17 protein-coding genes are annotated in these 24,942 nt (G+C 39.8%); 13 read left to right on the top strand and 4 right to left on the bottom strand.

Annotated elements, in window-relative coordinates; all coding sequences use genetic code 11:
• Positions 1-12: 12 nt before the first annotated feature.
• Genes EYS08_RS05150 through EYS08_RS05140 form a run of 3 tightly spaced genes read right to left on the bottom strand, consistent with a single transcriptional unit; the run spans position 13 to position 5,370 of the window.
• Complete coding sequence (locus EYS08_RS05150) at positions 13-3,093, bottom strand: SusC/RagA family TonB-linked outer membrane protein (RefSeq protein WP_131028828.1); 3,081 nt, start codon at positions 3,091-3,093, stop codon at positions 13-15.
• A gap of 32 nt (positions 3,094-3,125) precedes the next feature.
• Positions 3,126-4,016 carry a carbohydrate kinase family protein gene (locus EYS08_RS05145; RefSeq protein WP_131028826.1) on the bottom strand — a complete coding sequence of 297 codons (891 nt, stop codon included), beginning with the start codon at positions 4,014-4,016 and terminating at the stop codon, positions 3,126-3,128.
• A 22-nt stretch (positions 4,017-4,038) separates the two neighbouring features.
• A complete protein-coding gene (locus tag EYS08_RS05140; RefSeq protein WP_131028824.1) occupies positions 4,039-5,370 on the bottom strand; it encodes a sugar porter family MFS transporter in 1,332 nt (443 codons plus the stop codon).
• A 337-nt stretch (positions 5,371-5,707) separates the two neighbouring features.
• On the opposite strand from EYS08_RS05140, the gene EYS08_RS05135 reads away from it, so the two are divergent.
• From EYS08_RS05135 to EYS08_RS05110, 6 genes are all read left to right on the top strand, one after another.
• Entirely contained in the window at positions 5,708-8,482 is a 2,775-nt protein-coding gene (locus EYS08_RS05135; protein WP_131028822.1) for a substrate-binding domain-containing protein, read from the top strand.
• A gap of 265 nt (positions 8,483-8,747) precedes the next feature.
• Positions 8,748-9,782 carry a helix-turn-helix domain-containing protein gene (locus EYS08_RS05130; protein ID WP_131028820.1) on the top strand — a complete coding sequence of 345 codons (1,035 nt, stop codon included), beginning with the start codon at positions 8,748-8,750 and terminating at the stop codon, positions 9,780-9,782.
• Positions 9,783-9,882: 100 nt separating this feature from the next.
• On the top strand, positions 9,883-10,998 hold the full coding sequence (locus EYS08_RS05125) for a nuclear transport factor 2 family protein (protein ID WP_131028818.1): 1,116 nt from the start codon (positions 9,883-9,885) through the stop codon (positions 10,996-10,998).
• An 82-nt stretch (positions 10,999-11,080) separates the two neighbouring features.
• Positions 11,081-11,506, top strand: a complete 426-nt coding sequence (locus EYS08_RS05120; protein WP_131028817.1) for a nuclear transport factor 2 family protein — start codon at positions 11,081-11,083, stop codon at positions 11,504-11,506.
• Positions 11,507-11,524: 18 nt separating this feature from the next.
• Positions 11,525-12,577, top strand: a complete 1,053-nt coding sequence (locus tag EYS08_RS05115) for a serine hydrolase domain-containing protein (RefSeq protein WP_131028815.1) — start codon at positions 11,525-11,527, stop codon at positions 12,575-12,577.
• 953 nt (positions 12,578-13,530) lie between these two features.
• Entirely contained in the window at positions 13,531-14,835 is a 1,305-nt protein-coding gene (locus EYS08_RS05110; protein WP_165456378.1) for an IS110 family RNA-guided transposase, read from the top strand.
• A gap of 264 nt (positions 14,836-15,099) precedes the next feature.
• Here EYS08_RS05110 and EYS08_RS05105 read toward each other — a convergent pair whose 3' ends face one another.
• Positions 15,100-15,858 carry an NADPH-dependent F420 reductase gene (locus EYS08_RS05105; RefSeq protein WP_131028811.1) on the bottom strand — a complete coding sequence of 253 codons (759 nt, stop codon included), beginning with the start codon at positions 15,856-15,858 and terminating at the stop codon, positions 15,100-15,102.
• A gap of 225 nt (positions 15,859-16,083) precedes the next feature.
• Between EYS08_RS05105 and EYS08_RS05100 the strand changes: the two genes are divergently transcribed.
• From EYS08_RS05100 to EYS08_RS05070, 7 genes are all read left to right on the top strand, one after another.
• Entirely contained in the window at positions 16,084-16,431 is a 348-nt protein-coding gene (locus EYS08_RS05100) for a winged helix-turn-helix transcriptional regulator (protein WP_131028810.1), read from the top strand.
• A 278-nt stretch (positions 16,432-16,709) separates the two neighbouring features.
• Complete coding sequence (locus EYS08_RS05095) at positions 16,710-17,528, top strand: SDR family NAD(P)-dependent oxidoreductase (RefSeq protein WP_131028808.1); 819 nt, start codon at positions 16,710-16,712, stop codon at positions 17,526-17,528.
• A gap of 59 nt (positions 17,529-17,587) precedes the next feature.
• Positions 17,588-18,484: a helix-turn-helix domain-containing protein gene (locus tag EYS08_RS05090; protein ID WP_131028806.1), complete on the top strand. Its 897-nt coding sequence runs from the start codon at positions 17,588-17,590 to the stop codon at positions 18,482-18,484.
• Between the two features lie 291 nt (positions 18,485-18,775).
• The gene (locus EYS08_RS05085; RefSeq protein ID WP_131028804.1) at positions 18,776-19,384 is read left to right on the top strand and encodes a TetR/AcrR family transcriptional regulator; all 609 of its coding nucleotides are present in this window, start codon (positions 18,776-18,778) and stop codon (positions 19,382-19,384) included.
• A gap of 44 nt (positions 19,385-19,428) precedes the next feature.
• Complete coding sequence (locus EYS08_RS05080) at positions 19,429-20,799, top strand: TolC family protein (RefSeq protein ID WP_131028802.1); 1,371 nt, start codon at positions 19,429-19,431, stop codon at positions 20,797-20,799.
• A 5-nt stretch (positions 20,800-20,804) separates the two neighbouring features.
• A complete protein-coding gene (locus tag EYS08_RS05075; RefSeq protein WP_131028800.1) occupies positions 20,805-21,851 on the top strand; it encodes an efflux RND transporter periplasmic adaptor subunit in 1,047 nt (348 codons plus the stop codon).
• Between the two features lie 10 nt (positions 21,852-21,861).
• The gene (locus EYS08_RS05070; protein ID WP_131028798.1) at positions 21,862-24,915 is read left to right on the top strand and encodes an efflux RND transporter permease subunit; all 3,054 of its coding nucleotides are present in this window, start codon (positions 21,862-21,864) and stop codon (positions 24,913-24,915) included.
• Positions 24,916-24,942 lie beyond the last annotated feature (27 nt).

The following is a 24,942-nucleotide window of genomic DNA, read 5'->3' as shown; positions in this document are numbered from 1 at the left end:
ATATATCTAATTTTACAATGTAATATTTACCCCAAGGGTACCAACAACTGGCACAGGAAATCCATAATTGGGAATCTCAGGATCAGTACCGGTAAAAGATTTGCTTTTTATGGTGAACAGGTTACTGCCCTGAACGAATACCCTGAAGTTCTGTATTTTCATATTCAGTGCCTTTTTAAGATTATAACCAACCTGCAGGTTGCGCAGCTTGAGGTAAGATCCGTTTTCAATAAAGTAAGTAGAAAACCTGCCTTCATTATTGCGGTCTACAAGAGTGAGCGCTGGAATAGTAGAGCTTGGATTTGAAGGGCTCCACGCATCAAGCGTCCTGCTGCCCCAGTTCGTACCTGTCCAAAGCGAAGAAAAATCGGTATAGGTTTTAAAGTCGTTCACCACATCCACATTGATGGCCTGTAGGAAAAAACTCATATCGAAATTCTTATAACTAAGGGAAACATTCAGTCCATAGGTAAACTTAGGGCTATTGTCGCCTATAAAGTCGCGGTCCAGATCGTTAATCACTCCATCATTGTTTAAATCTTTATATTTTATCCTGCCTAATCCTTTTCCAGGCTGGCTGGCATAAGCATCCACTTCTGCCTGTGAGGTAAAGAGGCCATCGGCAACATATCCAAAGTAGGAGTTTATCGGCCTTCCGAGTACGTTTTTGTCGGTACCATTGCCCGGATAGGAAGCCAGTACATCTTTAGGCAGATAGGTCACCTTGTTCCTGTAGAGCGAAAAGTTCCCCGTCAGGCTGAAGCTAAAATCATCACCAATCTTATCTTCGTAGGTAAGAATAGCATCAAGCCCTTTGTTCTGGAGCGAAGCCCCATTACTGTAACTGTTCCCTCCATCTCCAAGTACTGCCAGGTAAGCGGGACTGATCAGAATATCTGAGGTTTTCTTAATAAAATAATCAACAGAACCAGTAAGCTTATTGTTCCATAAACCAAAGTCTAAACCAAAATTCGACTCTCTTAACGATTCCCATTTCAGGTTGTCGTTGCCTTGTTGGATAAGGCTAAAACCAGAGGGCAGCTGACCTGTGCCTGCACCTGTGATATCATATGCAGTACCTTTATCAAAGTCCCATGTCGGGTCAGTCCCGTAAATAGCAGAGTATAGCGAACGTGTGGCATTGTTGGGGATTTCCTGGTTTCCAGACCGGCCCCAGCCGTACCTAAGCTTCAGATCAGAAAACAGACCCAGATCCTTTATAAACTTTTCTTCGCTCATTCTCCAACCAAGTGAGAAAGCAGGGAAAGTACCATATCGGTTATCTTTACCAAAACGCGAAGAACCGTCTCTTCTCAAAGTTACAGAGGCGATATAACGGTCGTTGTAACTGTAGTTTACCTTACCGAAATAAGACAACAGCCTGTTTCCTGCACCACTTCCCCCGTTGAGGGTATTTGAGCTACCTGCGTTAAGGTAGGCATAATCTATATTTTCCAGCGCAAGCCCTTGTCTGCTTGCAGAAAACTCCTGACTGATGTTCTTTATGTATTCCTGGCCAGCAAGTATTGCCAGGTTATGTTTATCCTTGGTGATTTTATAGTTAAGGGTATTCTGCCAGATGATATTACCCTGATAGGTCTGTGCATTGCTCACCTGGTTTGCAGGATCTGCCAAAAAGCCCGAAACATATGATTTCTTTAACAAACGTTGATAGCTACCGTTATAGTCTACACCAAAATTTGTCCTAAAGTTCAGTCCAGGAATGATCTGGTAATCCGCGTATGCATTTCCAAAGAGCCTATAAAAATTGTAAGTATTCTGCTTATTGTCCTCTATAAGTCTAACCGGGTTCTGTCTATCGGTCATTCCTGCTGCAGGGCCTCCCCAGCCTCCGCTTGTGGTATGTACCGGCACAATAGGCTGCTGTACGAGCGAGGCAAAAAGGATATCGCTTGTAGGGATCTGAGCATTCTTAATGTAGCTTGCTGAAAAATTCTCCCCAATCTTTAACTTGCCGTCTAGATAATTGTAATCAGAATTGAATCTTGCCGTATATTTTCGGCTTCTTGACTCTTTTACGATACCCTTATTATCATAATAACCCACCGAAAAAAGACTGTTTCCCTTTTCACCGCCATTGGAAAGGGCTGCATCATAGGACTGGATAATCGAATTTTGTGCAATCTCATCAAACCAGTAAGTATCTGCAGCCCTCATGGTCTTTGCCGCATCGATGTACTCTGGAAAGATCACACGGTTAAGCACTGGATTGTTAAAGTTATTGTTCCAGTCATACTGATAAATCTGGTTATTATTGGGATTGGCCTTATCGTTTACCGCCGCCTGCCAATAGGCACGGCCTCTTTCCTCGGCATTAAGCGTTTTAAGTTTGGTGGCGTAATTCTGAATGGATGTCGAGGCATTGAAGTCGATCTTTGAATAGCCTTTTTTGGCTTTTTTTGTAGTGATGATGATTACACCATTCGCTGCACGTGAGCCATAAATAGTAGCCGATGACGCATCTTTAAGCACCTGAATAGATTCAATGTCGTTCTGGTTTAACTGCTCCAACCCGTTTTTGGTTGGCACGCCATCGATTACATAAAGCGGGTCGTTATTGCCCAGGGTTCCAATACCCCGGATTCTTACAGTTGCCTGACCGGTTGGAGAACCGTCGGTGGTAATCAGTACCCCTGGAACCCTTCCCTGAAGAGACTTTACAGCATTACCTGAAGGGATATCCCTGATCTTTGAAACATCAACCACATTCACCGCTCCGGTGATGTCTTTCTTGCGTTCCTTCTGATAACCCGTAACCACGACCTCGTTGAGCTTATTGATCGCGATGTCGAGTTTGACCTTAAGATTGGCCGATTCTGCGGTAATCGGAATGGTTAATGGTTCAGCTCCAATATAAATGAACCTAAGCGACTGACCGGCAGAAGCTTCAATTTTAAAAACACCATTAGCATCTGTGGTCACCGTTTTTTGGGTACCTACGATCACTACGGTTACAGCCTCCAGAGGGATGGATTCATTGTCGGTGACAACGCCACTGATTACCCTGGTCTGGCCAAATGCCAGGCCCGTTACCATACAGGCAAAAAGCCAGGTAAGGAAAATTTTTCTCATAAAAATTCAGATTTGGTTAGTATTATGTTTAGTTAAAATATTTCGTCAATAAATTTTTTGTATTCTTCAACCTCATATTCCGGACAGCCCCCCTTTTTGGTGGCGATAAAAGCGCCCATTCCGATCGCATTTTTTATAATGGTTTTTGGTGCCAGCCCCAATTGATGACTGGCAATGAAGGCTGCAAGAAATGAATCTCCACTCCCAATGGTATCGTTAACCTTTACCTCAGATCCCCAGGCATGGTAGGATTGATCCATTTTATAGTACGAAGCCCCAAATTCGCCTTTAGTTACAATTACCTCTGGAACACTGAAGCGTTCCTGTATAAAACGGACCTGCTCTCTCTCATTTATAAACCTTCCCCCAAAAAGAATCTGGGCCATCTGTAGTTCCGACTCGTTAAATTTTATGATATCAGCCCGTTCCATCAGATTTGCCAACAGGCTCTTATCAAAGAAAGGAGGGCGGAGATTGATATCAAATACCTTTATCGCATCGCTCTCCAGGAATTTGAACAGCGTTTCTCTGGAAAGCGTATTTCTGGAGGCCAGGCTTCCGTATACAAAATATGTGGATGACTTCAGTGCACTATCGATTATGGACTGGTGATCTATAAAATCCCATGCCACAGGAAACACGATTTCGTAGGAAACCTCATTTCTACTGCCCACGCGGGCAATCACTTCACTGGTAGGGTGGATCGTATCGCGTTGAAGAAGGCTTTTGTTAATTTGCCAACCATCAAGCAAACGCTCCAGTTTCACTCCGTTTTCATCATCTCCGATTTTACTGATGATACTACTGGACAGGCCAAGCTTATTAAGGTGATAGGCAACATTTAGCGGTGCACCACCTGGCATGCGCCCATCAGGCAGCACATCCCATAATATTTCGCCAAAGCATATAGCAGGTGTGATCATATCTTGTCTTTTGAGTTTTTATTTAGTGCATTACAATTCCCGTCTCTATCTGCTCCAGAGATTTCCCCTTTGTTTCAGGCATCATCTTCCAAACGAATACCAGCTGCAATACCATCATGGCACAGAAAAAGAAAAATATGTTTGCACCTCCAAATGACTCTGCCAGATAGGGAAAGCAGAATGCAATCAGTGCTGCCATAACCCAATGAGTAGAACTGCCGAGTGTTTGCCCCTTTGCCCTGACCTGATTTGGGAAAATCTCTGAAATAAATACCCAGATAACCGCCCCCTGCGAAAAAGCAAAGAAAGCAATGAAGAGCATTACATAAATCGGGATTTCAAACCCACCAGATGAGCCACCCAGAAATGCAACTGCAACAAGCCCAAGAGAAATGATCAGTCCGAAAGAGCCGATCAGCATCAGTGTTTTTCTCCCAACTTTATCTATAATATTGATCGCAAGAAGTGTAAATATAAAATTGACCATTCCGATACCAACAGTTGATAAAAGTGAAGAATGCGCACCAAGCCCTGCCATTTCAAAAATTCTTGGTGCATAATAGATGATGGCATTTATGCCGGATACCTGGTTGAAGAAGGCAAACAGCACGGCCAGAATAATAGGCCTGTTGTACTTTCCCGAAAAAAGTCCATCCGAAGATTTATCCCGCTGCATATCCTGTCCGGATTTCTGTATAGCGGCGAGCTCATCATCGCAGTTTAGTGGATTTATGATTCGTAGGATTTCCAATGCTTTATCGTATGCACCACGCTTAAGTATAAGCCATCTTGGACTTTCAGGAATAAAGTAGATTAGCACAAGGAATATTATGGATGGAAATGCCTGAACACCAAGCATCCATCTCCAGGATGCCTCTCCTCCCTGGCTTAGCAAATAGTTTGAAAGATAGGATATCAATATTCCCAGTACAACATTGAACTGGAAAAGCCCTACAAGTCGGCCCCTTCTATGTGCCGGAGACACCTCTGAAATATAAATGGGTGCAGTAACAGAAGATATCCCTACACCTAAACCGCCTAAAAAGCGGAATGCTAAAAAGATATACCAATTATCTGCCAGTGCAGTACCAAGTGAGGAAAGTAAATATGCTGCAGCTACGAAATAAAGCGTATTTTTTCTTCCGAAATAATCAGATGGGCGTGATCCTACCAGAGAGCCGATTACCGTACCGATAAGTGCAATAGATATGGTAAGTCCATGCGAAAATGCTGAAAGGTTCCAAAACTGTTGAATGGATTTTTCAGCACCTGATATAACGGCTGTATCGAATCCAAACAGAAAGCCGCCTAGGGCTACGACCATGGACCAAGCCAGGACGGAATGTTTTTTCATAAGGGTTTATTTATTGGTTAAGGATTGCAAGTTGGTCAAAAACAGGAAGGGAGGATAACAAATCTGTTCCAAAAAAATACAATCTTGACACATTAGTTAAATTACTGGTTAACAGATAATTAAAATTTATTATTTTTACCTGATCTGATGTGGTTACACTTTTGAAACATCAATATTAAGGTTTTGATTCATCTGTACCTTTCATCCTCCCACTCGCAGCCGAGCGCCAATTCCTTAAAGTTTCAAATTTGATTATCTTTAGAATTATTTTCTTACAAACAGGATCCTAACCAGATACAACCAGTGCCTGGGCACTGCCCCTATTAAAATGATAAATATGACCGCAAGACTTCACCTCCTTCATAGGATACTTATAATGGTCATCCTAACGGCTATTCTTTGTGGCTGTAGCGACAAGAAAAAGGAAGCAAAATACGTTATAGGATTTTCACAATGCGTTGGCTCAGATCTGTGGCGGAAAACCATGCTGGAAGAGATGAAAATGGAGCTTTCGTTGCATCCGGGTGCCACATTGGTATATAGAGATGCAAACAACAGTAATAGAAAACAAATCTCACAGGTAGAAGAATTATTAAAAATGGATATTGACCTGTTGATTATATCTCCTAACGAGGCCCGGCCGCTCACCCCAATCGTTGAGCAGGCTTATAATAGTGGCATCCCTGTGGTTATTATCGATAGGAAAACATCATCTTCGGCTTATACCGCTTATGTCGGTGCAGACAATTATCAAATTGGCAAGATGGCCGGGCAGTATGTATCCGGTCAGCTTAAAGGGAAGGGAAATATTATGGAAATCATGGGCCTTCCCGGCTCCTCTCCCACAATAGAGCGCCAGAGGGGATTTGCCGAAGGGCTCCAAAAATCCGCTAATATTAGAATTTCGAATCAGATCTATGGCGATTGGTTAAAATCGCACGCTATTGATGAGCTGCTGAAAATGAAGGAGACATTGCGTACCACGGACCTAATTTTTGCGCACAATGACCAGATGGCTTCTGCAGCCAGAGAAGCACTGGATAAACTTGGAATAAAAAGGAAGGTGGCCATTATTGGAATAGATGCGCTACCCGGACAAGGGGGCGGCCTCCAGATGATTGATGGCAAAGTGATAGATGCCAGCATGCTTTATCCAACGGGAGGTAAAGAGGCAATTTCAACAGCATTCCGTATCCTTGGAAAAGAATCCATCCTCAAAGAAAATATCCTTCAGTCTGTGGTGATAGACTCATCGAACGTTCAGCTCATGAAACTACAGTGGAACAAATTTAGCAGCCAGCAGAGGGATATCGAACGGCAACAATCTCTCCTGGCTGAACAACGTTCTTTATTTGACAACCAACAGCTTACATTAAACGTCACCGTGGTAACCCTGGTGCTCTCTGTGGTTTTCGGAGGACTGGCTTTTTTCGCCCTACTGGAAAACAGGAAGATCAACAAAAACCTGGAGGCGAATAACCTGGAAATCCTTAACCAGCGTAATAAGCTTATTGAGATGTCTGAAAAGGCTAAAGAGGCGACAGAGGCCAAACTGAACTTCTTCACCAATATATCTCATGAATTCCGCACCCCACTTACCTTGATACTCTCTCCCCTGGAAGATCTGCTTAATAATGAAAAAATTAACGCCCTTGCAGGAAAAAACCTGAAACTGATCAATAAAAATGTTTTTCGTCTGCTGCGCCTCATCAACCAGCTTATTGAGTACAGGAAGATTGAGTATGGTAAGATGCGTATAAGATCAACATCGAACAATATTATAGATTTTATTGCGGACATTATTGAGACCTTTCAGCTCGCTGCAAAAAAACAGAACATAGACCTCAGACTTTTCACTAAAGAATCAGATATAACAGTATGGTTTGACGTGAACATGTTCGATAAGGTAATTTTCAACCTGATATCTAACGCACTAAAATTTACTCCTGCCAATGGAACGGTTCATATTACCGTGAGTAAAGACGATGCTCATATCTCTATCAAAGTAGAGGACAATGGACCTGGAATGGATCGGGAAGAAATCCTCCATATATTTGAACATTTTTATCAGGCAGACTCAAATGCAGGAAAAGGATCTGGATTAGGCCTTTCCCTTTCGAAGGAACTGATGAATCTTTTACATGGAGACCTAACCGTAGAAAGCCGGAAATGGCAGGGTACTATCTTTACCGTCACCTTGCCCCTTGGGTCATCACACCTTCGGGAAGAAGAGAAGCACACCCAACAGGCGGAAAGAGAAGAACTTTATGAAAATGCAAAAATCTATACGAGCGAACTAGAGCATCTCAAGAGAGAAAAGAACCATGATTTGTTGCGTGAACTAAAGGAACGGTCGGTATTGATAATCGAAGACAATGCAGACCTTCTGCATTATCTGGCTGAGAAATTTGATGAGGAATACGAGGTATTTATTGCAAATACCGGAGAGAGCGGGATTACTTCTGCCTACGAGCAGGTACCAGATCTGATCATCTGCGATGTGGTATTGCCAGATCTTTCTGGAAAGAAAATTACAGAGAAGCTCAAATCCGACATTCGTACATCCCATATCCCAATCATCCTGCTCACCGCACAGGGCAGTGTAGAACAGCAGATCAATGGCTTCGAGAGTATGGCAGATGCCTATATCGTAAAGCCTTTCAATTATGAATATCTACTGGCAACTGTGAGGAACCTGATGAAAAACAGACTACTACTAAAGTCTCATTACACAAGCGACATCAGTTCCGGAAACAGGCAACCTATCTCAAAAAGCCTGGATAAAAAATTTGTAAATGATTTTTCTGGTCTTGTAGAGCAGAACCTAGGCAATGAAAACTTCAGTGTAGAGGAGATTAGCAAAGCCCTGGGGGTTTCAAGGGTGCAGCTATACAGAAAAGTAAAGGCATTGCTGGATTGCAGCGTAACAGACTACATCATAAACAGAAGGCTAAAAAAGGCAAAATTTCTATTGATCAATGAAAGGTATACGATTGCAGAAATCACCTATATGGTCGGATTCTCCTCACCAAATTATTTTTCGACGGTATTCAAATCGAAATATGGCATGAGGCCAAGTGAGTTTAAGAGAAACCAATCCCCAACCCAGTAACCAAACTTGAAAAATGGGTTCCATTTTAGAAAATGGAGACATTGCGCAAATTCAGGCATCTGCCCCAAACGGAAATATATTACAATGGTTAGGAGACATCAATCAAAGAATTCAATAAAAGCCAGCCAACAGGGTTTGGCAAAATCGACGAATTTAATCTTCTGCGAAATGTTATATTGCATAAAATTTAACGTAACCGCCAACTTCACAAATCCTCGGGGCGTTAACTTCAAACAATTCAAAAAGAAAGTATATTTTCCAATTAATGAACAATCAGATATTATTTTTCTTAAGTGCTATAGGTGTTTTTAACAGTGTTGTTTTAGGTTTTTATTTTTTATTCTTCAAGAGAAACAAAACTATATCCGATTTATTTCTAGGCCTTTTATTATTATCTTTAAGTATAAGAATAGGAAAATCAGTATTTTATAATTTCAACCCGCAGTTGTCAAAAACGTATTTACAAATAGGTTTGTCAGCTTGTTTTTTAGTTGGTCCTCTATTATATTTTTTTGTTAAATCAATACTGCAAAATCTTAATTATTCTTTTGCAAAATATAGTCTCACTTTAATAATTATAGCTATAAGTGTTTTTGGTTTTCTTTTTCCATACAAGGAAAATCCTGCCCTTTGGAAAGCTGTAATTTATTACTTTATAAATATCCAATGGTTTATTTTTATTATATTATCTATCTATGAAGCTAAACAAATTTTCAAGAAGTTAGTAACTAATCGCAACCAAATCAGCTATCATGAAACTTGGATATTGTCAGTTATTTGTGGTGTTTTTTTAATCTGGCTTTCGTATTCCTTAGCTAAATATACTTCATATATTTCAGGGGCTTTGACTTTTTCCTTCAGTTTTTACATTTCCTTGCTTCTTATTTATTATGCAAAAAACAAAACATCAATTCCGGTGATTGATAAAGAAAAATATATAAACAAAATAGATGAAAAGTTAGTAAAAGAAATTCAAGAAAAAATCAATATCCTTTTTGAAACAAAAAAAATTTATACTAATCCTGACCTCACTTTATCAATTTTAGCAAAAGAATTAAATATTCGCCCTCAATTACTATCGCAATTCATTAATGACAATTTGAATAAAAGCTTTACTCAATTCATCAATGAATACCGAATTGATGAAGCGAAACGGCTATTAAGAGTGGGTACTCAGTTCAAGATAGATGCTGTTGGTTTTGAATCTGGATTTAATTCGAGCAGTACATTTTATAGTTCCTTTAAAAAAATTACAGGTACTACGCCTTCTAATTACCAAAAAAATAATTTTTACTCCTAAAATATACATCCGTACTCCATTATGATAAACTTGGAATGATTTAAAACTTGGTCAATATAATTTTGCGAAACATTTTTTAAAACATTAAAATCCAAAGTTTATGAAAAAAATCTTTTTCGCAATCTTATTTGTACTACTATCAAATCTGTCTTTTGCACAATCCGAACAGTCTCTGATTGAGAAGTGTATTCAAAACTATATTGATGGCACATCTTATAATAAGCCTGACAGTATTAGTAAGGCTTTTTATTCTGAAGCCAATCTTTTTCTAAGCCACAAAGAAAAACCTTTATGGGTAGTTCCAGTTTCAGAATATGTCAAAGGGTTTCAAAAAGGCAATAAAGGAGTATTTAACGGTCGTTTGGGCAAAATTATTTCTATAGAATATTATAATGATATTGCTATTGCAAAAGCCGAAATTCTAATACCTGAAAAAAAACAAGAATTTATGGATATGTTCTTGCTAAAAAAGATTCAGGGTGAATGGAAAATAATTAGCAAATCAGCAAGTAGCAAAGCAAGCAATAAATCCGGAAAAAAAATATTATTCATTGTTTCCAATGCACATTATTACGGAAATTCTACAATTTCAACAGGAAATAGCTTTGCCGAAATTGTAAACGCTTATGATACTTTTGTAAATTCAGGTTATACCGTTGATTTTGTGAGTCCAAAGGGAGGTGATATTCCTTTGGACTATATCAATACCTCTGATAGTTTGCAAAAGCAATATTTATATAATCAAGATTTTATGTACGCCGTAGAACATACTATGAGCCCTAAAGAAATTGATTACAAAATTTACAAAGCAGTACATTATATTGGAGGTGGAAGTGCAATGTATGATGTTCCTGAAAATTCAGCTATTCAACACATTGCTATGCAGGTATATGAAGATAATAACGGCATTATTTCTTCTGTTTGTCACGGAACAGCTGGTATTATTAACTTGAAAACTAAAAGTGGTAAATTCTTAGTTGAAGGAAAAAAAATAAGTGGTTATCCTGATTCTTTTGAAAAACAAGATGGTGAATATTTTAAACACTTTCCATTCTTAATTCAGAAGACAATAGAAGAAAGAGGGGGAACTTTTAAATTTTCAAAGAGAAATGTATCTTACATCGAACAAGATGGTCGAATTGTTACGGGACAAAATTTCCAATCATCAAATGGTGTTGCCTTAAAAATTATCGAATTGATCGAGAAAAATAATTAGGATAAAATTTATCAGCAGTTAACACAGCTTTTACGCTATTTGGCAGCAATATTTGGAAAACCCTAAACTTCAAACAAACAAAATGAATAAAATGAAAATTTTGACCATCGTACTTTTGAGTCTTCTTTCTTGTAAGCTAAGTGCTCAACAACAAGACAAAGAATTAATCAAACAAACCATTGAAATCTATTTTGATGGTTGGATGACAGGAGACACCTCAAAAATTGGAAAAGTAATGCACAGCACTTGTAACTTGAAAACAATTAAAGAAAATGAAGTGGTTGTAATTGATAGAAAAAGCTATTTGAGCAGATTTAAACTTCGTCCAAAATTAGAGAACTCATTTGGAAGGCTTATTTCTATCAACGTTACGGGAAGAACTGCCTCTGCTAAATGTGAGATAGAAATTCCAGAACGTATCTTTACCGACTATTTTAATATGATGAAACTTAATGACGAATGGTACATTGTAGATAAAATTTCAACCAATATTCTTAAAATTAAATAATGACAATCACTACATTCAATGAAATATCTATTCTTTTTAACATCAATTTTATGTTCGTTTTTGGCAATAAACGGAAAAGCACAAACTATCAATAAAGAAATTGACAACTGTATAGTAAAAGTTCAAAAACAATATAATATTCCAGGTTTAGCATTGGCTGTAATTAGGAATGGGGAAGTAATTCACAAAAAAAATTATGGACTTGCAAATATTGAAATGGCAGTTCCTGTAACAGACAAAACTTTGTTTCCATTATTTTCCACCACAAAAGTAATGTCCGTTATAGCAGTTTATCAATTAATTGAGCAAAGTAAACTATCCTTGGATAATAACATTTCGGATTTTTTAGACGACTTGCCTAATAGTTGGAGAAAAGTACAAATAAAAAATTTATTAACTCATTCATCAGGGTTACCCGATATAGTGAATTATACAAACGATAAAGAGGAAGACGCAAAGCAAAAAGTATATGGGGATACCCTGAAGTTTATTGCAGGAAAACAATTCGACTATAATCAAACCAACTTTTGGCTTTTAAACCGAATTTTTCAAAAAGTAGTTGGAAAAAAATTAAGTGAATATATAATTGAAGTACAATTTCCATCGTCATTAAAATCAGTCATCTTTGAAGGTAATAATTTGAAAGTAATTGAAAATTTAAGTTATGGCTATGTAAATACAGTCAACAGTAATCAATTTTTAAAAAGAAATTGGAATTTTCCTGAATATGAATATGGTGCTGCAGCGCTGAATATGACATTAAATTCATTTATTGAGTGGAATAAGAAATTTGATAATAACGAATTTATATCTGAGAAAACGAAAACTCAATTATTAACTCCGTTTAATTATGAAATAAAGAGAGATTTTACCTACGGATTAGATTTGATAAAACTTAACGATGACATTTCTTATGGTTTTTCAGGTGGTGTATCAACAGCTTTTAGAAAATTCACCAATAAAAATTTGACCATAATTCTTTTAGCAAATGGAATGTTTATACCGACAGATAAACTAAATGGAATAAATGAGGTGGTAAATGACATTGCAATTATCGCAGCCAAAAAATAATACTGCCACCAACAAAAGGGTTTGTGCAATTGTAACATGACGTTGAAGCAATCATCAACAGTGTATATCCAGGCTCTGGTTTCGGCGGACGTAATTCTGCCGGACAGTAGTTCTAAACTTCGGCTTTTAGTTATAAATTTAGCTTCAGTTCCGGGCAGACAGTTGGTCAATTCACCAAGGCTAGCGCACGCCCAATGTCATTAAGTTAAGAGCTTTTAACCACAGATGCACACAGATAAACACGGATTTTCATATCTGTGTGCATCCTTTCTATCTGTGGTTAAATTATTTTTGCATGTGCCGTATGGCCTAATTTAATGGCATTGAGCGTTACCCTGCAACAACGAGGTACGAGGAAGCGAAGCGTAAAAGCGTAAAAAGGGAAGAAATTTATTGTTTTGTACAGGTCTTGCGCTCCATACGGAAATCAGCTGATAATCTATCAGTTTGGTGTCTCACCAACCGAAATTAAACACATTTTAATGGTAATTTTTATAATTAGAAAATGAAAGTGCAGCAGTTTTTGGCAGTTTCATTCCCGCTCCTTTCCCTCCTGCCAATTTTGAAGGAAAATCGGCATCCGTTCCAATGCGGTTTTAGTAACAAGGGTTTGTGCACGCTACGATCCCGAAAATAAAAAACTGTTTTACCATTTAGCCTCGGTTGCAGCGTTGCCCCAATGTCATTAAGTTAAGGGATAAATCGCAAAAAGATGTCACCCTGAGGGTAATTTATTTTATAAAAATCAATATAAATGACGTTAACTTTATAGAGAGTTAAGGAGGATAAGCAGCATAACAGTCGCATTAATAGTGCATTAACCTGTCCCTGAGCTTTGTTTTAGCGTATAATAGTAATCAATATTGGTGAATCGTTTGATATCCCGCATGGTAGTAATATCCTTATCTGAAATACGTTGAGCTTATCTTCCTAAAAAAAATATGTTATTGGATATGAATGTTTTAAGCAAAATTTATCCCAATAGTGCAGGCATTGATATTGGGAGTGAAAAGATTTATGTTTCTGTCGAAAACCAATCAGTGAGGAACTTCCGCACTTTTACTTCCTGTTATAAGGAATTGAGTGCCTATCTAAAAGAATGTTCAATAACCCATGTTGCCATGGAAGCTATGGGCGTTTATTGGATTACCCTTTATGATGTTTTAGAGGCTGATGGGTTTGAGGTTACGCTGGTAAACCCAGCCGACAGCAAAAACCTTCCGGGCAGAAAGACCGATGTCCAGGACTGTCAGTGGATTCAGCAGCTCTTTAGCTACGGGTTACTCCGCAAAAGTTTTGTTCCTGAAGATATTGTAAGAAAACTGAGGGTTTATACCCGGATGCGGGAAGATAAGCTACAGATGGCCTCCTCCCACGTTCAGCATATGCAGAAAGCCCTAACCCTGATGAACATAAGGCTGCCGGAAGTGCTTTCACAAACCCATAGTGCCAGTGGAATGGCAATGATACAGGCTATTCTTGAAGGAGAACGGAACCCTGAAAAACTTTTGGCATGCTGTACCACATCCTTAATCAAGAACAAGGGAAAAGATATTTTGCTCGCTCTTGAAGGCAATTACAAAGAAGAATACCTTTTCGAACTTCAGCAGGCCTATGATGGATATATGTTTTATATTGATCAGGTTTCCAAATGTGATATAGAAACAGGAAAAGTCCTTCAGGATTATAATAATTCTTCCAATAAAGATTACAAAGACGGGCATCCGGTCAAACCAATCCGCCATAATAAGCCAAATATTGATCAACTACACCAATTATTATTAGGAATTCATGGAGCAAACCCGACCACCTTACCAGGTTTAACAGATTACAGTTTAATGAGGCTTACGGCTGAACTTGGCAACAATATTAAGCAGTGGCCTTCAATAAAAAACTTTGTTTCCTGGTTGGGACTGGCGCCAGGTAAGCATCAGTCAGGAAAGATGAATAAAAGAAGTAAGAAAAAACCTTTAACCAGAGCGGGGCAAATATTTAAACAGGCAGCCCAATCTATACTGTTAAGCAAACAGCCAGGACTGGGAGCATTTGCCAGAAGACTTAAAGCAAAAAAGGGTTCCGGCATAGCTATAAAAGCTACCGCAAGAAAATTAGCGGAACTTTATTATAGAATATTTGATAAAGGGATGGATTATGTTGAACAGGGAGTAAAGAGATATCAAGAAAAATTAAAAGAACAACAGATCATTTTCCTTCAAAAGAAAGCAAACGAACTTAATCTACAATTGATTGAAAATTAGACTATTATGGAAAGACATCAATGGTAGCAGAGTCGATTGCTTTTAATATATCGAAAAACAGGTCTTCGACTACGCTATCATTGACAGATTCCAGTAGGGCGATCGTCTTTCCCGCGCAGGCGGGAACCACACAGTGCTCAGCGAAGCTAATCTTAAAGCGCACGCTATAGCGATCGTTGCAAGATTGCTTCGCCGGCCTATCAATTAACAATATAATTTAGGTTTACGGTGGCAAATTAATTTCAGCTATGACTGTACCTCCAATTACTCCGATTTTGGATTTTTAGGAAATAGGGAGCGGTTAAATTCCACTATCTCCTCATGTGAGGGTTGAGTAGTGCGTTCAGCGAATAGTTTAATCACAGCAGAATCCCTAATTTGAGCAGCAACTTCCCTCACGCCATCATTGAGTGCCTGTTTCAGGTCCGATACATTTAATTCTGTACAATAGGCCGGAGTTCCTGGCTGGTGTCTCCATGAACTTTCCAAATCTCCAGCATCAACCACATCAAAGCCTGCTTGATTGATAAGTCCGGATATAATTTCTTTTGCTTTTGGATCATCTCCTGATATAGCCATTGCTATACGCCCTGGTGCACCTTTAGGTGTCCCCCCAGACGCAAGGCTTTCTGCCAGCAGATTATTGAATGCTTTAATAACAGGCCGCCCTATTTGTTCAGCAACCCACATGCTCTCCGCTTTACCGTTTTTGATTTCCTCGATATCAGCATCGCGGAATGGATAGTAGTTGGACGTATCCACTATAATGGTATCTTGAGGCATCAGGTCAAATAAAGTTTTTGACATGCCGTGAATAGCTATGGTCGGCACTGATAGTATGACCACATCTTTACCTTTAACAAGATCCTCTAAGGACGAAGGCAATGCACCTAATTCATATGCCCGCTTTTCCAGTTCAGCAAATTCAGCCGAATTGGTTACGAAAACCTGATGTCCTACTGCAACCATTTTTCTTGCGATTGTACCTCCAATGGCACCTGTACCTATTATTCCTATTTTCATATTCAGTATCTTTAATATTTGTTTTTATAAATATGCTATTAGACTATGGTAACCTTTCCTTGAAGTCTTCCCATATCATATTGATTAGTAGATAAAAAATTCAATTGTTTCATTAGTCCTTATCAACCAGCCTATTTCAAATAATTATTGCAAAGTTATCACATTTTACTTTCCTTTGTATAGTACTTTCCCAAAGGAAAGTGATATTGTTTAAAGGATGAGACTATGGCCAAGAAGAAAGAACACTGTGACTGTTTGAATACCGTGAAGCCGGTAAGGGACGCGCTTGATGTAATCAGCGGCAAATGGAAACTGCCCATCATTATTTCGGTGGGTGTTGGTAATGATCGTTTTACAGACATACAGGAAAGCATTCCAGGGATAACCCCTAAAGTTCTGGCTAAAGAACTCAAGGACCTGGAACAGCATAAACTATTAAAGCGTACCATTTTGGACGGCTACCCCGTTAAAATCCTGTACACCCTTGAACCTTATGCAGATACTTTAACACCGATAATATATTCCTTAAAAGATTGGGGAATCAACCACAGGAAAGTAGTCACAAAAGAATAATGCGTTTAACTGTTATTCGCAGCAGTTAAGTAAATTCATATCAAAATAACTTCAGCCACGATTCCGTAGCGCTGCTCCTTTCCCGTACAGCATATGTGGCAAAACAGACTTTTGCAATCGGTCTGTAAGAACTGTACTTTTCTTTCACGTAGCATAGCGGTAAAAGAGCATAATATAGATCAAACGTAGAAACGTTTCATTATTGCCTACTTTTGTATCACAATAGCTGTTAATAATTGATTGAACTTTGTCATCATCAAATATTAAAGAATAATATAATGGCAAAAACAATTTTTATAACAGGCGCATCACGCGGATTCGGCAGGATCTGGACAGAAGCATTTTTACAACGTGGCGATAATGTTGTTGCCGCTGTGCGCAACCCACAAACATTATCCGAACTTGCAAAAGAATTCCCATCAAATCTATTGGTCTTAGAACTTGATGTAACCGATAGAGAGTTGAGTTTTGAATCGATCGAAATTGCAAAAAAACACTTTGGCCGTATCGATGTGTTAATTAACAACGCAGGTTTCGGGCATGTTGGAGCTGTTGAAGAGTTGAACGAGCAGGACGTGAGATCGCAGTTTGAAACGAATGTACTGGGTTCCTTATGGACTGTACAGGCGGTCCTCCCTATTATGCGCGAGCAGAAATCGGGGCACATCATTCAGCTTTCAAGTGCGCTGGGACTAAATACGGTATCATTGATGGGTCTTTATAGTGCATCGAAATTCGCGGTCGAAGGCCTTACTGAAACATTGGCCGGCGAAGTGAGTGGTTTTGGCATTAAGGTGACCATACTGGAACCGGCTGGTTTCTCCACAGATTTTTTCGGCACCAATTCGCTTGCCTTAAGTGCAACTGTAAATGCTTACGATGATATGAGAAAAGATTTTTATGAGCATGCCGGAGAGCAAGAATCCGGCAATCCTATTGCAACTATCGGAGCGGTTCTAAAATTGGTGGATACAGAAAATCCCCCGTTGAGGTTGCTACTGGGCAAGACCGCTTACCCTTGGGTAAAATATACTTACGAAGAGCGCCTGAAAACATGGGAATCATGGCAGGAGGTTGCTGTGGCAGCACATGGCTAATGGAAGTTAACTTTACAGGATCCGGATTTGCTGGGTTCTGTTTTTATCACTGCTGAAAAATGGATCATTTTAAAAAAATAAGCGAGCTGCATGAAGCGCTTGGCGTTAACCCTCCAGAGCATCCACTTTTTAGTGTGGCATACGGTGAGCGTGGCACCTGCGACGGAAATAGTATACTCGAATTTTCTTCGGAATTTTACATCATAGGATTTAAGAAGCTGAAATCGGGCAGCATGCAATATGGGAAAACAAAATATGACCACGACCGTGGCTCGATGTCTTTTGTAAAACCCGACCAGAAAGTAGCCTTTAAAAACATCGAACTGGAAGAGAAAGGTTTTCTGATTATTATCCATCAGGACTTCTTACCCGGAACCATCCTTTACCACGAAATTAAGAAATATGGCTATTTCGATTATGAGGTGAATGAGGCCTTGCATCTCTCTCCTGCAGAGGAGGAAATCATCTGGAATTTGTATTTCAGCATTGATAAAGAATATCACAATAATACCGATGAACTTAGCAAGGCCATCATTGTTAGTCATCTTGACGCCATGCTCAAATATGCACAGCGCTTTTATAAAAGACAGTTTATCAACCGTACACAATTATCCGGCTCAACAGTAACAAAGTTCAACGAATTACTTGCAGCTAATTTTGAAGAGCGGAAAACGAAAGAGATTGGACTTCCTACTGTTTCTCAAATGGCAGAAAAGCTGCATATATCTCCGCGCTATTTAACCGATCTGCTAAAGGAAGAGACAGGAAAAACGACATTAGAGCTAATCCATCTTTTCCTGATTGCTAAAGCTAAAAATCTATTGGCAGAAGGCGAATTGAATATATCAGAGATTTCGCATTTACTGGGTTTTGAAAACACGACCTACTTTTCCCGGCTGTTTAAAAAAGAAGTGGGAAAATCACCCACGCAATTCAAAGACCACTTCCTAAATTAATAGCAACGTTGGTAAGCTAGCCTTCTTAAAGTTATAATTAATTCCCCTTGAAAAAGTCTCGGTTGAGGGACTTGCAACAAGAGACTCTAAACGTTGTTAGAGATACTGAATCTTAAATGATTAGCTTTTCACCAAAATCATCAAGGTTAAGTAAAATATACAATCATTTAAAAAAAATATTTGTTTTATTGAACACTGTTCAATACATTTGTACCGTCAATTAAAATGAGAAGTTTCAAATGAAAAAGTTATTTCCTAAATCTGGTTATATCTTTACAAATTATTTTATCCATGGGCATTACAGAAAGAAAGCAAAAAGAGAAGCAAGAAATGCGCCAACGTATATTAGATGGTGCGAGAAAAATATTTCTTCAAAATGGCTATGAGCAAACGAGTATGCGTAACATTGCAGCCGAGATCAGCTATAGTGCCGGAGTGATCTATTTCCATTTTAAGGATAAAGGTGAAATCTTCCAGGAACTCCATAAAGAAGGCTTTAACCTGCTTCTTAAACAACTTCGGGTGCTGGATTCGGTTATAGATCCGTTTGAACGCCTGAAAGCCTCTGGACGTGCATTCATCCAGTTTGCGCAGGAGAATAAAGATTATTATAACCTCATGTTCCTGGTAGAAGAGCCATTAAAAAATTCAGAAGAAAGCGGTTTCCAGATTGCAAAAGAAGCAATAAAGTACCTACATGACTTGGTCTTAGAATGCCAACAGGCTGGCCGCTTTAAAGACATGGATCCAGAGTATCTTACATTTATGATCCTATCTGCTACCCATGGCATCTGCGCTCTTTTCTGCAAGGACAGAACGATGAGTTTTGAACACAAGACCAACAAGGAACTTATGGATAATGGCTATGCATGTTTTGTTTCACTACTTGAGAAGGGTTAACCCTTTTTTTAACACTATACTGAACACTGTTTAAATTTATTACAATGATTAATTTTATCAAAAAGCTACCCGTCTTTTACTGGTCAGCAGTAATGTTACTGATCATCTTCTTTCCATCAGGACTTAATGCCCAAAATCGTTTGAACGACTATATCGCTCAGGGGTTAGCGTCAAATCAGAGCATCAAGGAACAGAACTTCTTTTTGCAAAAGAACATCTATGCCCTTCAAGAGGCAAAAAGCATGTTCCTGCCCAGCGTAACCTTTTCTACAACTTACACGAAAGCCGACGGAGGCAGAACAATTGATTTTCCTACAGGGGATCTTTTTAATGCCGCCTATGCTACATTGAACCAGCTCACCGGAAGCAATTCCTTTCCCCAACTTGAGAACCAGAGCATACTGCTCAATCCCGACAACTTCTACGATGCCAAGTTCCGCACCAGTCTTCCCATCCTAAATGCCGAACTGGTATATAATAAGCGGATCAAAGCACAACAGGTAGACTTACAGAAAGCGGAAATATTGATGTATAAACGTGAACTGGTTAAAGAAATCAAGACGGCATATTACAACTATCTTAAAGCCACCAATGCAATAAGAATCTATCAATCCTTTCTGAAACTGCTCGAAGAAGGTGAAAGGGTAAACCGGAAACTCTTTGAGAACAACAAGATCAACCGTACGGCGGTGATCCGTAGCCAGAACGAGGTATCGAAAATAAACGCATCGCTTACGGCAGCTCAAAAAACAGAGGAATCTGCCCGTTATTATTTCAATTTTCTTTTGAACAGGCCATTAACGGATCCCATTCTTACCGACGATGTTCCATTACTGCCTGCCCAGGATAATCTATTGCTTAATGATGTGAATGGCCGCGAGGAACTGGCTAAGCTTGAGATTGCCAAAGGAATAAATAAAAACCTTACCGGCCTTGCCAAATCTTATCTCATGCCTAAAGTTGGTACTTCGCTCGATCTGGGTTCGCAGTCCTTTGACTGGAAGTTTAACCAAAAAAGCAGATATTATCTGTTGGGCATTTCATTGGAATGGAACCTGTTCTCCTCGGGACGGAACAGTTATAAAATAAAACAGGCTATTGCCAGTGAACAGGCTGTATCGGCGCAGACCAATCATGTAACCCAGCAACTACTTACCGAACTGAATGTGCGTAGGGCAAATCTCCAAAGTGCTTCAGCGCAGTACCGGGCGGCCCAATCACAACTAAAAACCAGTCAGACCTATTATAATGACATGACCAAGCTCTATAAAGAGGGAATGGCCATTTATATAGAACTACTTGATGCCCAGAACCAATGGGTAGATGCCCAGCTTCAATCAAATATTGCCCTATTCGACACCTGGATATCGCTTACCGCTATCGAACGTGCCAACGCTAGTTTCAACATACAATAAATATCATGAACAAGACACAACTCACACTTATTGCACTTACATCACTATTGTTTGCCTGCAAAGAAAAACCAAAAAATACAAATCCCCTTGGCCAGCCAGATATTATCTCTGTAAAAGTTGCGCCCATTTCCTCTTTTGGGGTAACAAATTCCATACAGGCTACTGGACTGGTAGGCACCGAAAATGAAGCGAATTATTCCTTCAAAATTGGTGGGGTAATCAGCAGCATCCTGGTAGATGAAGGACAATTTTTTAAAAAGGGGCAATTGCTGGCCACCTTGAACACCACCGAGATTGCAGCCGGTCTGGCCCAAGCAAACCTTGGTGTAGATAAGGCCGCTCGTGACTATGCCAGGGCAGTAAACCTTTACAAAGACAGCGTATTTACGTTGGAACAGCTGCAGAATACCAAAACGGCATTGGATGTTGCAAAAAAAACAAGTGAGGCAACCGCCTTCAATCAGCGTTATGCCAGGATCTATGCCGCCTCTGATGGTTTTGTAACCAAAAAGGTTGCCAGTGTAGGCGAAGTGATTGGTGGCGGAATGCCAGTGCTGATGACGGGCTCAACCCAAAAAACTGACAGCTACCTGTTAAAGGTTGGGGTAACCGACCTGGAGTGGGCAGGGATCAGTGCAGGGCAACGGGCGATTGTTTATCTTGATGGTTATCCCGAACAGCCATTCCAGGCAACGGTACTGCGTAAACTTCAATCGGCTGATGCCTCTATCGGATCTTTTCAGGTAGAACTAAAGCTTCAGATGGGCAATCTGAAACCTGCAATTGGCATGTTCGGGAAAGCGGCAATCGAAACCAGTGCTTCAGAAAACAAAATCGTGATCCCATTTAGTGCCCTTGTTGAGGCAGATGGAGAAACGGGTTACATCTTTACCCCTAAGGGTACAAACAGCGTTAGAAAAGTGCCTGTAACCATCCTGAAGTTTGACAATAAAAATGTTTACCTAAAAGATAAACTGGAAGGAATAGATCGCATAGTTATTTCTAATAGCGCCTACCTCAACGAACAGTCCACCGTAAAAATTATCAAATAAAAACCACGAGATGAAAATTACAAATTTTGCTGTAAAGAACTACCAGTTTACCCTGATCATATTTGTGCTTGTGGCAGTGGTGGGACTGCTTACACTCTTTACCATGCCCCGCTCGGAAGATCCTACTACCCACCCTCCGCAATATCTGGTAACGGTAATCTACCCCGGCACCAGTCCGAAGGATATGGAAGAACAGGTGGTAAAGCCCATAGAAAATAAGGTCTATGGCCTGGAGAACATCGATAAGATCCTAACCACGGTTGAAGATGGCGTAGCAGCGATACAGATCAAGTTCAAGTATGGGGTAGATGTGGATAACAAGTACCAGGAAATATCAACGGAAATCAATGCGTTGAAAAACGGTGAACTTCCAAAGGACATTTATCAGATCAAGACCGAAAAAATTGCCTCGTCAGATGTAAAGATTATTCAGGTTGCACTGATTTCAAACACCGCTTCGTCCAAAATATTGCGCGACAATGCAGACAAATTGAAAACCCAACTGGAAAAGATCACCAATCTGAGAGAGGTAAAGTACACCGGAATGCCAGAACAGGAAATCCGTATCGACATGCAACTCGATAAACTGGCCCAGCTGAAAATACCGTTAAACCTGGTTATAGGCAGTCTGCAAAGTGAGGCGGCCGACATTCCAGGAGGAAGTATCAATATAGACAGTAAGGTCTTTAATGTAAAAACCAGCGGCAAGTTTAAAAATGTTGAAGATGTGGCCAATACGATAATCTACAATTCCAATGGAAAAATCATATACCTGAAGGACGTGGCCCATGTTAGCTATATGGACGGGACCATTAACCACATTACCAGGATCAATGGACAACGCTGTATATTGGTTACCTCTTCAATGAAGAACAATGTGGATATCAGTCAGGTTAAGAAAGAGTACACTCCTGTATTGGAACAATTTTCTCAAACCTTACCACAGAACATTAAAATGGTTAAAAATTTTGACCAGGCAGATATGGTATCAAAGCGGCTGGGACACTTAGGCTTTGATTTTGGATTGGCCATACTATTAGTGGTAGTTACCTTGTTGCCTTTGGGCTTCAGACCATCACTGATCGTTATGATTTCGATTCCACTCTCACTTGCCCTTGGTCTTATTGCAATGAACCTTTTAGGCTTCTCACTCAACCAGCTCAGTATTGTTGGGCTTGTGGTAGCATTAGGGCTATTGGTTGATGATAGTATCGTTGTTGTAGAGAATATAGAAAGGTGGTTAAGGGAAGGCCATTCCAGAAAGGATGCCATTTTAAAGGGTACCAAGCAGATTGGAGCAGCCGTTGTAGGCTGTACCGCAACGCTTGTGATTGCATTTCTACCATTGGCTTTTCTGCCTGATATGGCCGGGGAATTTATTCGAAGCCTACCTATGGCCATTATTACCAGTGTATTGGCCTCTATGATTGTAGCGCTTACACTCGTACCTTTTATTGGCAGCAAGATCCTTAAAACCCATACCCATGGGGAGGGAAATTATTTCTTAAAAAAACTGCAGGGCTTTTTAACCTGGTCGTATCGTGGCATTATGCCCTTAGCGCTAAAGTGGCCAAAGGTAACCATTAGTATGTCCATAGCATTGAGTGTATTGGCCTTTTTACTCTTCCCACTTGCAGGGTTTAAACTTTTCCCTACCTCAGAAAAGCCGATGTTTCTGATCAATATTAAAATGCCGCTACAGGCAAATATCCCAGAAAGCGATAACGCCACAAAGCTGGTAGAAATGGAACTGAAAAAACATAAGGAAATCGTTTACTACACCTCTAATGTAGGGAAAGGTAATCCACAGATCTATTACAACGTGCATCAGCAGGATATAAAACCGGATTTTGCGCAGATTTTTGTGCAATTGGAAGAAGAGACCAGCCCAAATGACAAAACTGAACTGATCAAAACGCTTAGAAGCAAATTCACTGATTTCCCCTATGCAAAAATAGAGGTGAAGGATTTTGAACAGGGCACTCCGATAGAAGCGAATATCGTGGTCAGGATTTTTGGAGAGAATCAAGATACCCTGCGATCGCTCTCGTTCAAAGTGGAGGAACTGTTACGTAAACATCCAGGCACTTTTTTCATCAACAATGAACTAAATACCTATAAATCAGATGTAAAGATCAAGATTGATAAGGCAAAGGCACGGACATTGGGCGTACTGACCAGCGACATTGACAAGGTGATCAGGTTGGCTGTTGCCGGAATGACTGTTGGGGATTACATTGATGACAGGGGTGATTCGAGGAATGTGGTAATCACCATTCCACGGGATAAGTTTTCAAATCTAAATGCATTAAAGAACCTTTATGTGAACAATATCCAGGGTGCACCAATTCAGATCGATCAGATTGCAACCATTGGACTGGAAACTTCTCCAACTGCAATTAACCATTTCAATAAATCACGGTTTGCAAAGGTTACCTCGCTTACCAAGGATAATGTTTTGGCAAACGATATCCTCAAAGATATTGTGCCTGAACTCAACAAATTAAAAATGCCTAAGGGCTATTATTATAAATTGTCTGGGGAGGCTGAATCGGAAGGTGATGCGCTGGGCGGAAATTTCCTTTCGGTGATCATCTTAAGTACGTTCCTGTTTATCGCTGTGCTGTTGCTACAGTTTAAGACATTTAAGGGAATCATTATCGTTTTATCAATTATTCCATTGGGCGTTTTGGGCGGTGTGATATTTCTACTAATGACAGGAAACCCGATGTCGCTGGTATCTATCATCGGTTTCATTGGTTTATCGGGCATACAGGTAAAAAATTCGCTGTTATTGGTTGATTTTACCAACCAATTGCGGGAAGATGGAAAAAGCATAGATGAGTCGATCCACATTGCAGGAGAAACCAGGTTTCTTCCTGTTGTACTTACTTCTATTACGGCCATTTGTGGTCTGATCCCGATTGCAATGAATCCCAATCCGCAGATAGCGCCACTTGCCATTGTACTCATTGGGGGGCTGATCAGCTCTACTATATTATCAAGGATCGTTACCCCCGTAATGTACAAGCTCATACCTCCACAATTGCACGAGAAGATATGATATGTCAAAATAGACGGGAAGACTTAT

The sequence above is a fragment of the Pedobacter kyonggii genome (assembly GCF_004310665.1).
Taxonomy (GTDB): Bacteria; Bacteroidota; Bacteroidia; order Sphingobacteriales; family Sphingobacteriaceae; genus Pedobacter; species Pedobacter kyonggii.
This window is presented reverse-complemented; position numbering and strand designations above follow the sequence as displayed.

What these genes read in the sequence shown, in the direction of transcription:
- EYS08_RS05115 (WP_131028815.1), top strand. Translation starts at nt 11,525, where the DNA reads ATGAAATATCTATTCTTTTTAACATCAATTTTATGTTCGTTTTTGGCA.
- EYS08_RS05150 (WP_131028828.1), bottom strand. Translation starts at nt 3,093, where the DNA reads ATGAGAAAAATTTTCCTTACCTGGCTTTTTGCCTGTATGGTAACGGGC.
- EYS08_RS05085 (WP_131028804.1), top strand. Translation starts at nt 18,776, where the DNA reads ATGGGCATTACAGAAAGAAAGCAAAAAGAGAAGCAAGAAATGCGCCAA.
- EYS08_RS05125 (WP_131028818.1), top strand. Translation starts at nt 9,883, where the DNA reads ATGAAAAAAATCTTTTTCGCAATCTTATTTGTACTACTATCAAATCTG.
- EYS08_RS05070 (WP_131028798.1), top strand. Translation starts at nt 21,862, where the DNA reads ATGAAAATTACAAATTTTGCTGTAAAGAACTACCAGTTTACCCTGATC.
- EYS08_RS05135 (WP_131028822.1), top strand. Translation starts at nt 5,708, where the DNA reads ATGACCGCAAGACTTCACCTCCTTCATAGGATACTTATAATGGTCATC.
- EYS08_RS05105 (WP_131028811.1), bottom strand. Translation starts at nt 15,858, where the DNA reads ATGAAAATAGGAATAATAGGTACAGGTGCCATTGGAGGTACAATCGCA.
- EYS08_RS05090 (WP_131028806.1), top strand. Translation starts at nt 17,588, where the DNA reads ATGGATCATTTTAAAAAAATAAGCGAGCTGCATGAAGCGCTTGGCGTT.
- EYS08_RS05110 (WP_165456378.1), top strand. Translation starts at nt 13,531, where the DNA reads ATGAATGTTTTAAGCAAAATTTATCCCAATAGTGCAGGCATTGATATT.
- EYS08_RS05140 (WP_131028824.1), bottom strand. Translation starts at nt 5,370, where the DNA reads ATGAAAAAACATTCCGTCCTGGCTTGGTCCATGGTCGTAGCCCTAGGC.
- EYS08_RS05120 (WP_131028817.1), top strand. Translation starts at nt 11,081, where the DNA reads ATGAATAAAATGAAAATTTTGACCATCGTACTTTTGAGTCTTCTTTCT.
- EYS08_RS05080 (WP_131028802.1), top strand. Translation starts at nt 19,429, where the DNA reads ATGATTAATTTTATCAAAAAGCTACCCGTCTTTTACTGGTCAGCAGTA.
- EYS08_RS05095 (WP_131028808.1), top strand. Translation starts at nt 16,710, where the DNA reads ATGGCAAAAACAATTTTTATAACAGGCGCATCACGCGGATTCGGCAGG.
- EYS08_RS05100 (WP_131028810.1), top strand. Translation starts at nt 16,084, where the DNA reads ATGGCCAAGAAGAAAGAACACTGTGACTGTTTGAATACCGTGAAGCCG.
- EYS08_RS05075 (WP_131028800.1), top strand. Translation starts at nt 20,805, where the DNA reads ATGAACAAGACACAACTCACACTTATTGCACTTACATCACTATTGTTT.
- EYS08_RS05145 (WP_131028826.1), bottom strand. Translation starts at nt 4,016, where the DNA reads ATGATCACACCTGCTATATGCTTTGGCGAAATATTATGGGATGTGCTG.
- EYS08_RS05130 (WP_131028820.1), top strand. Translation starts at nt 8,748, where the DNA reads ATGAACAATCAGATATTATTTTTCTTAAGTGCTATAGGTGTTTTTAAC.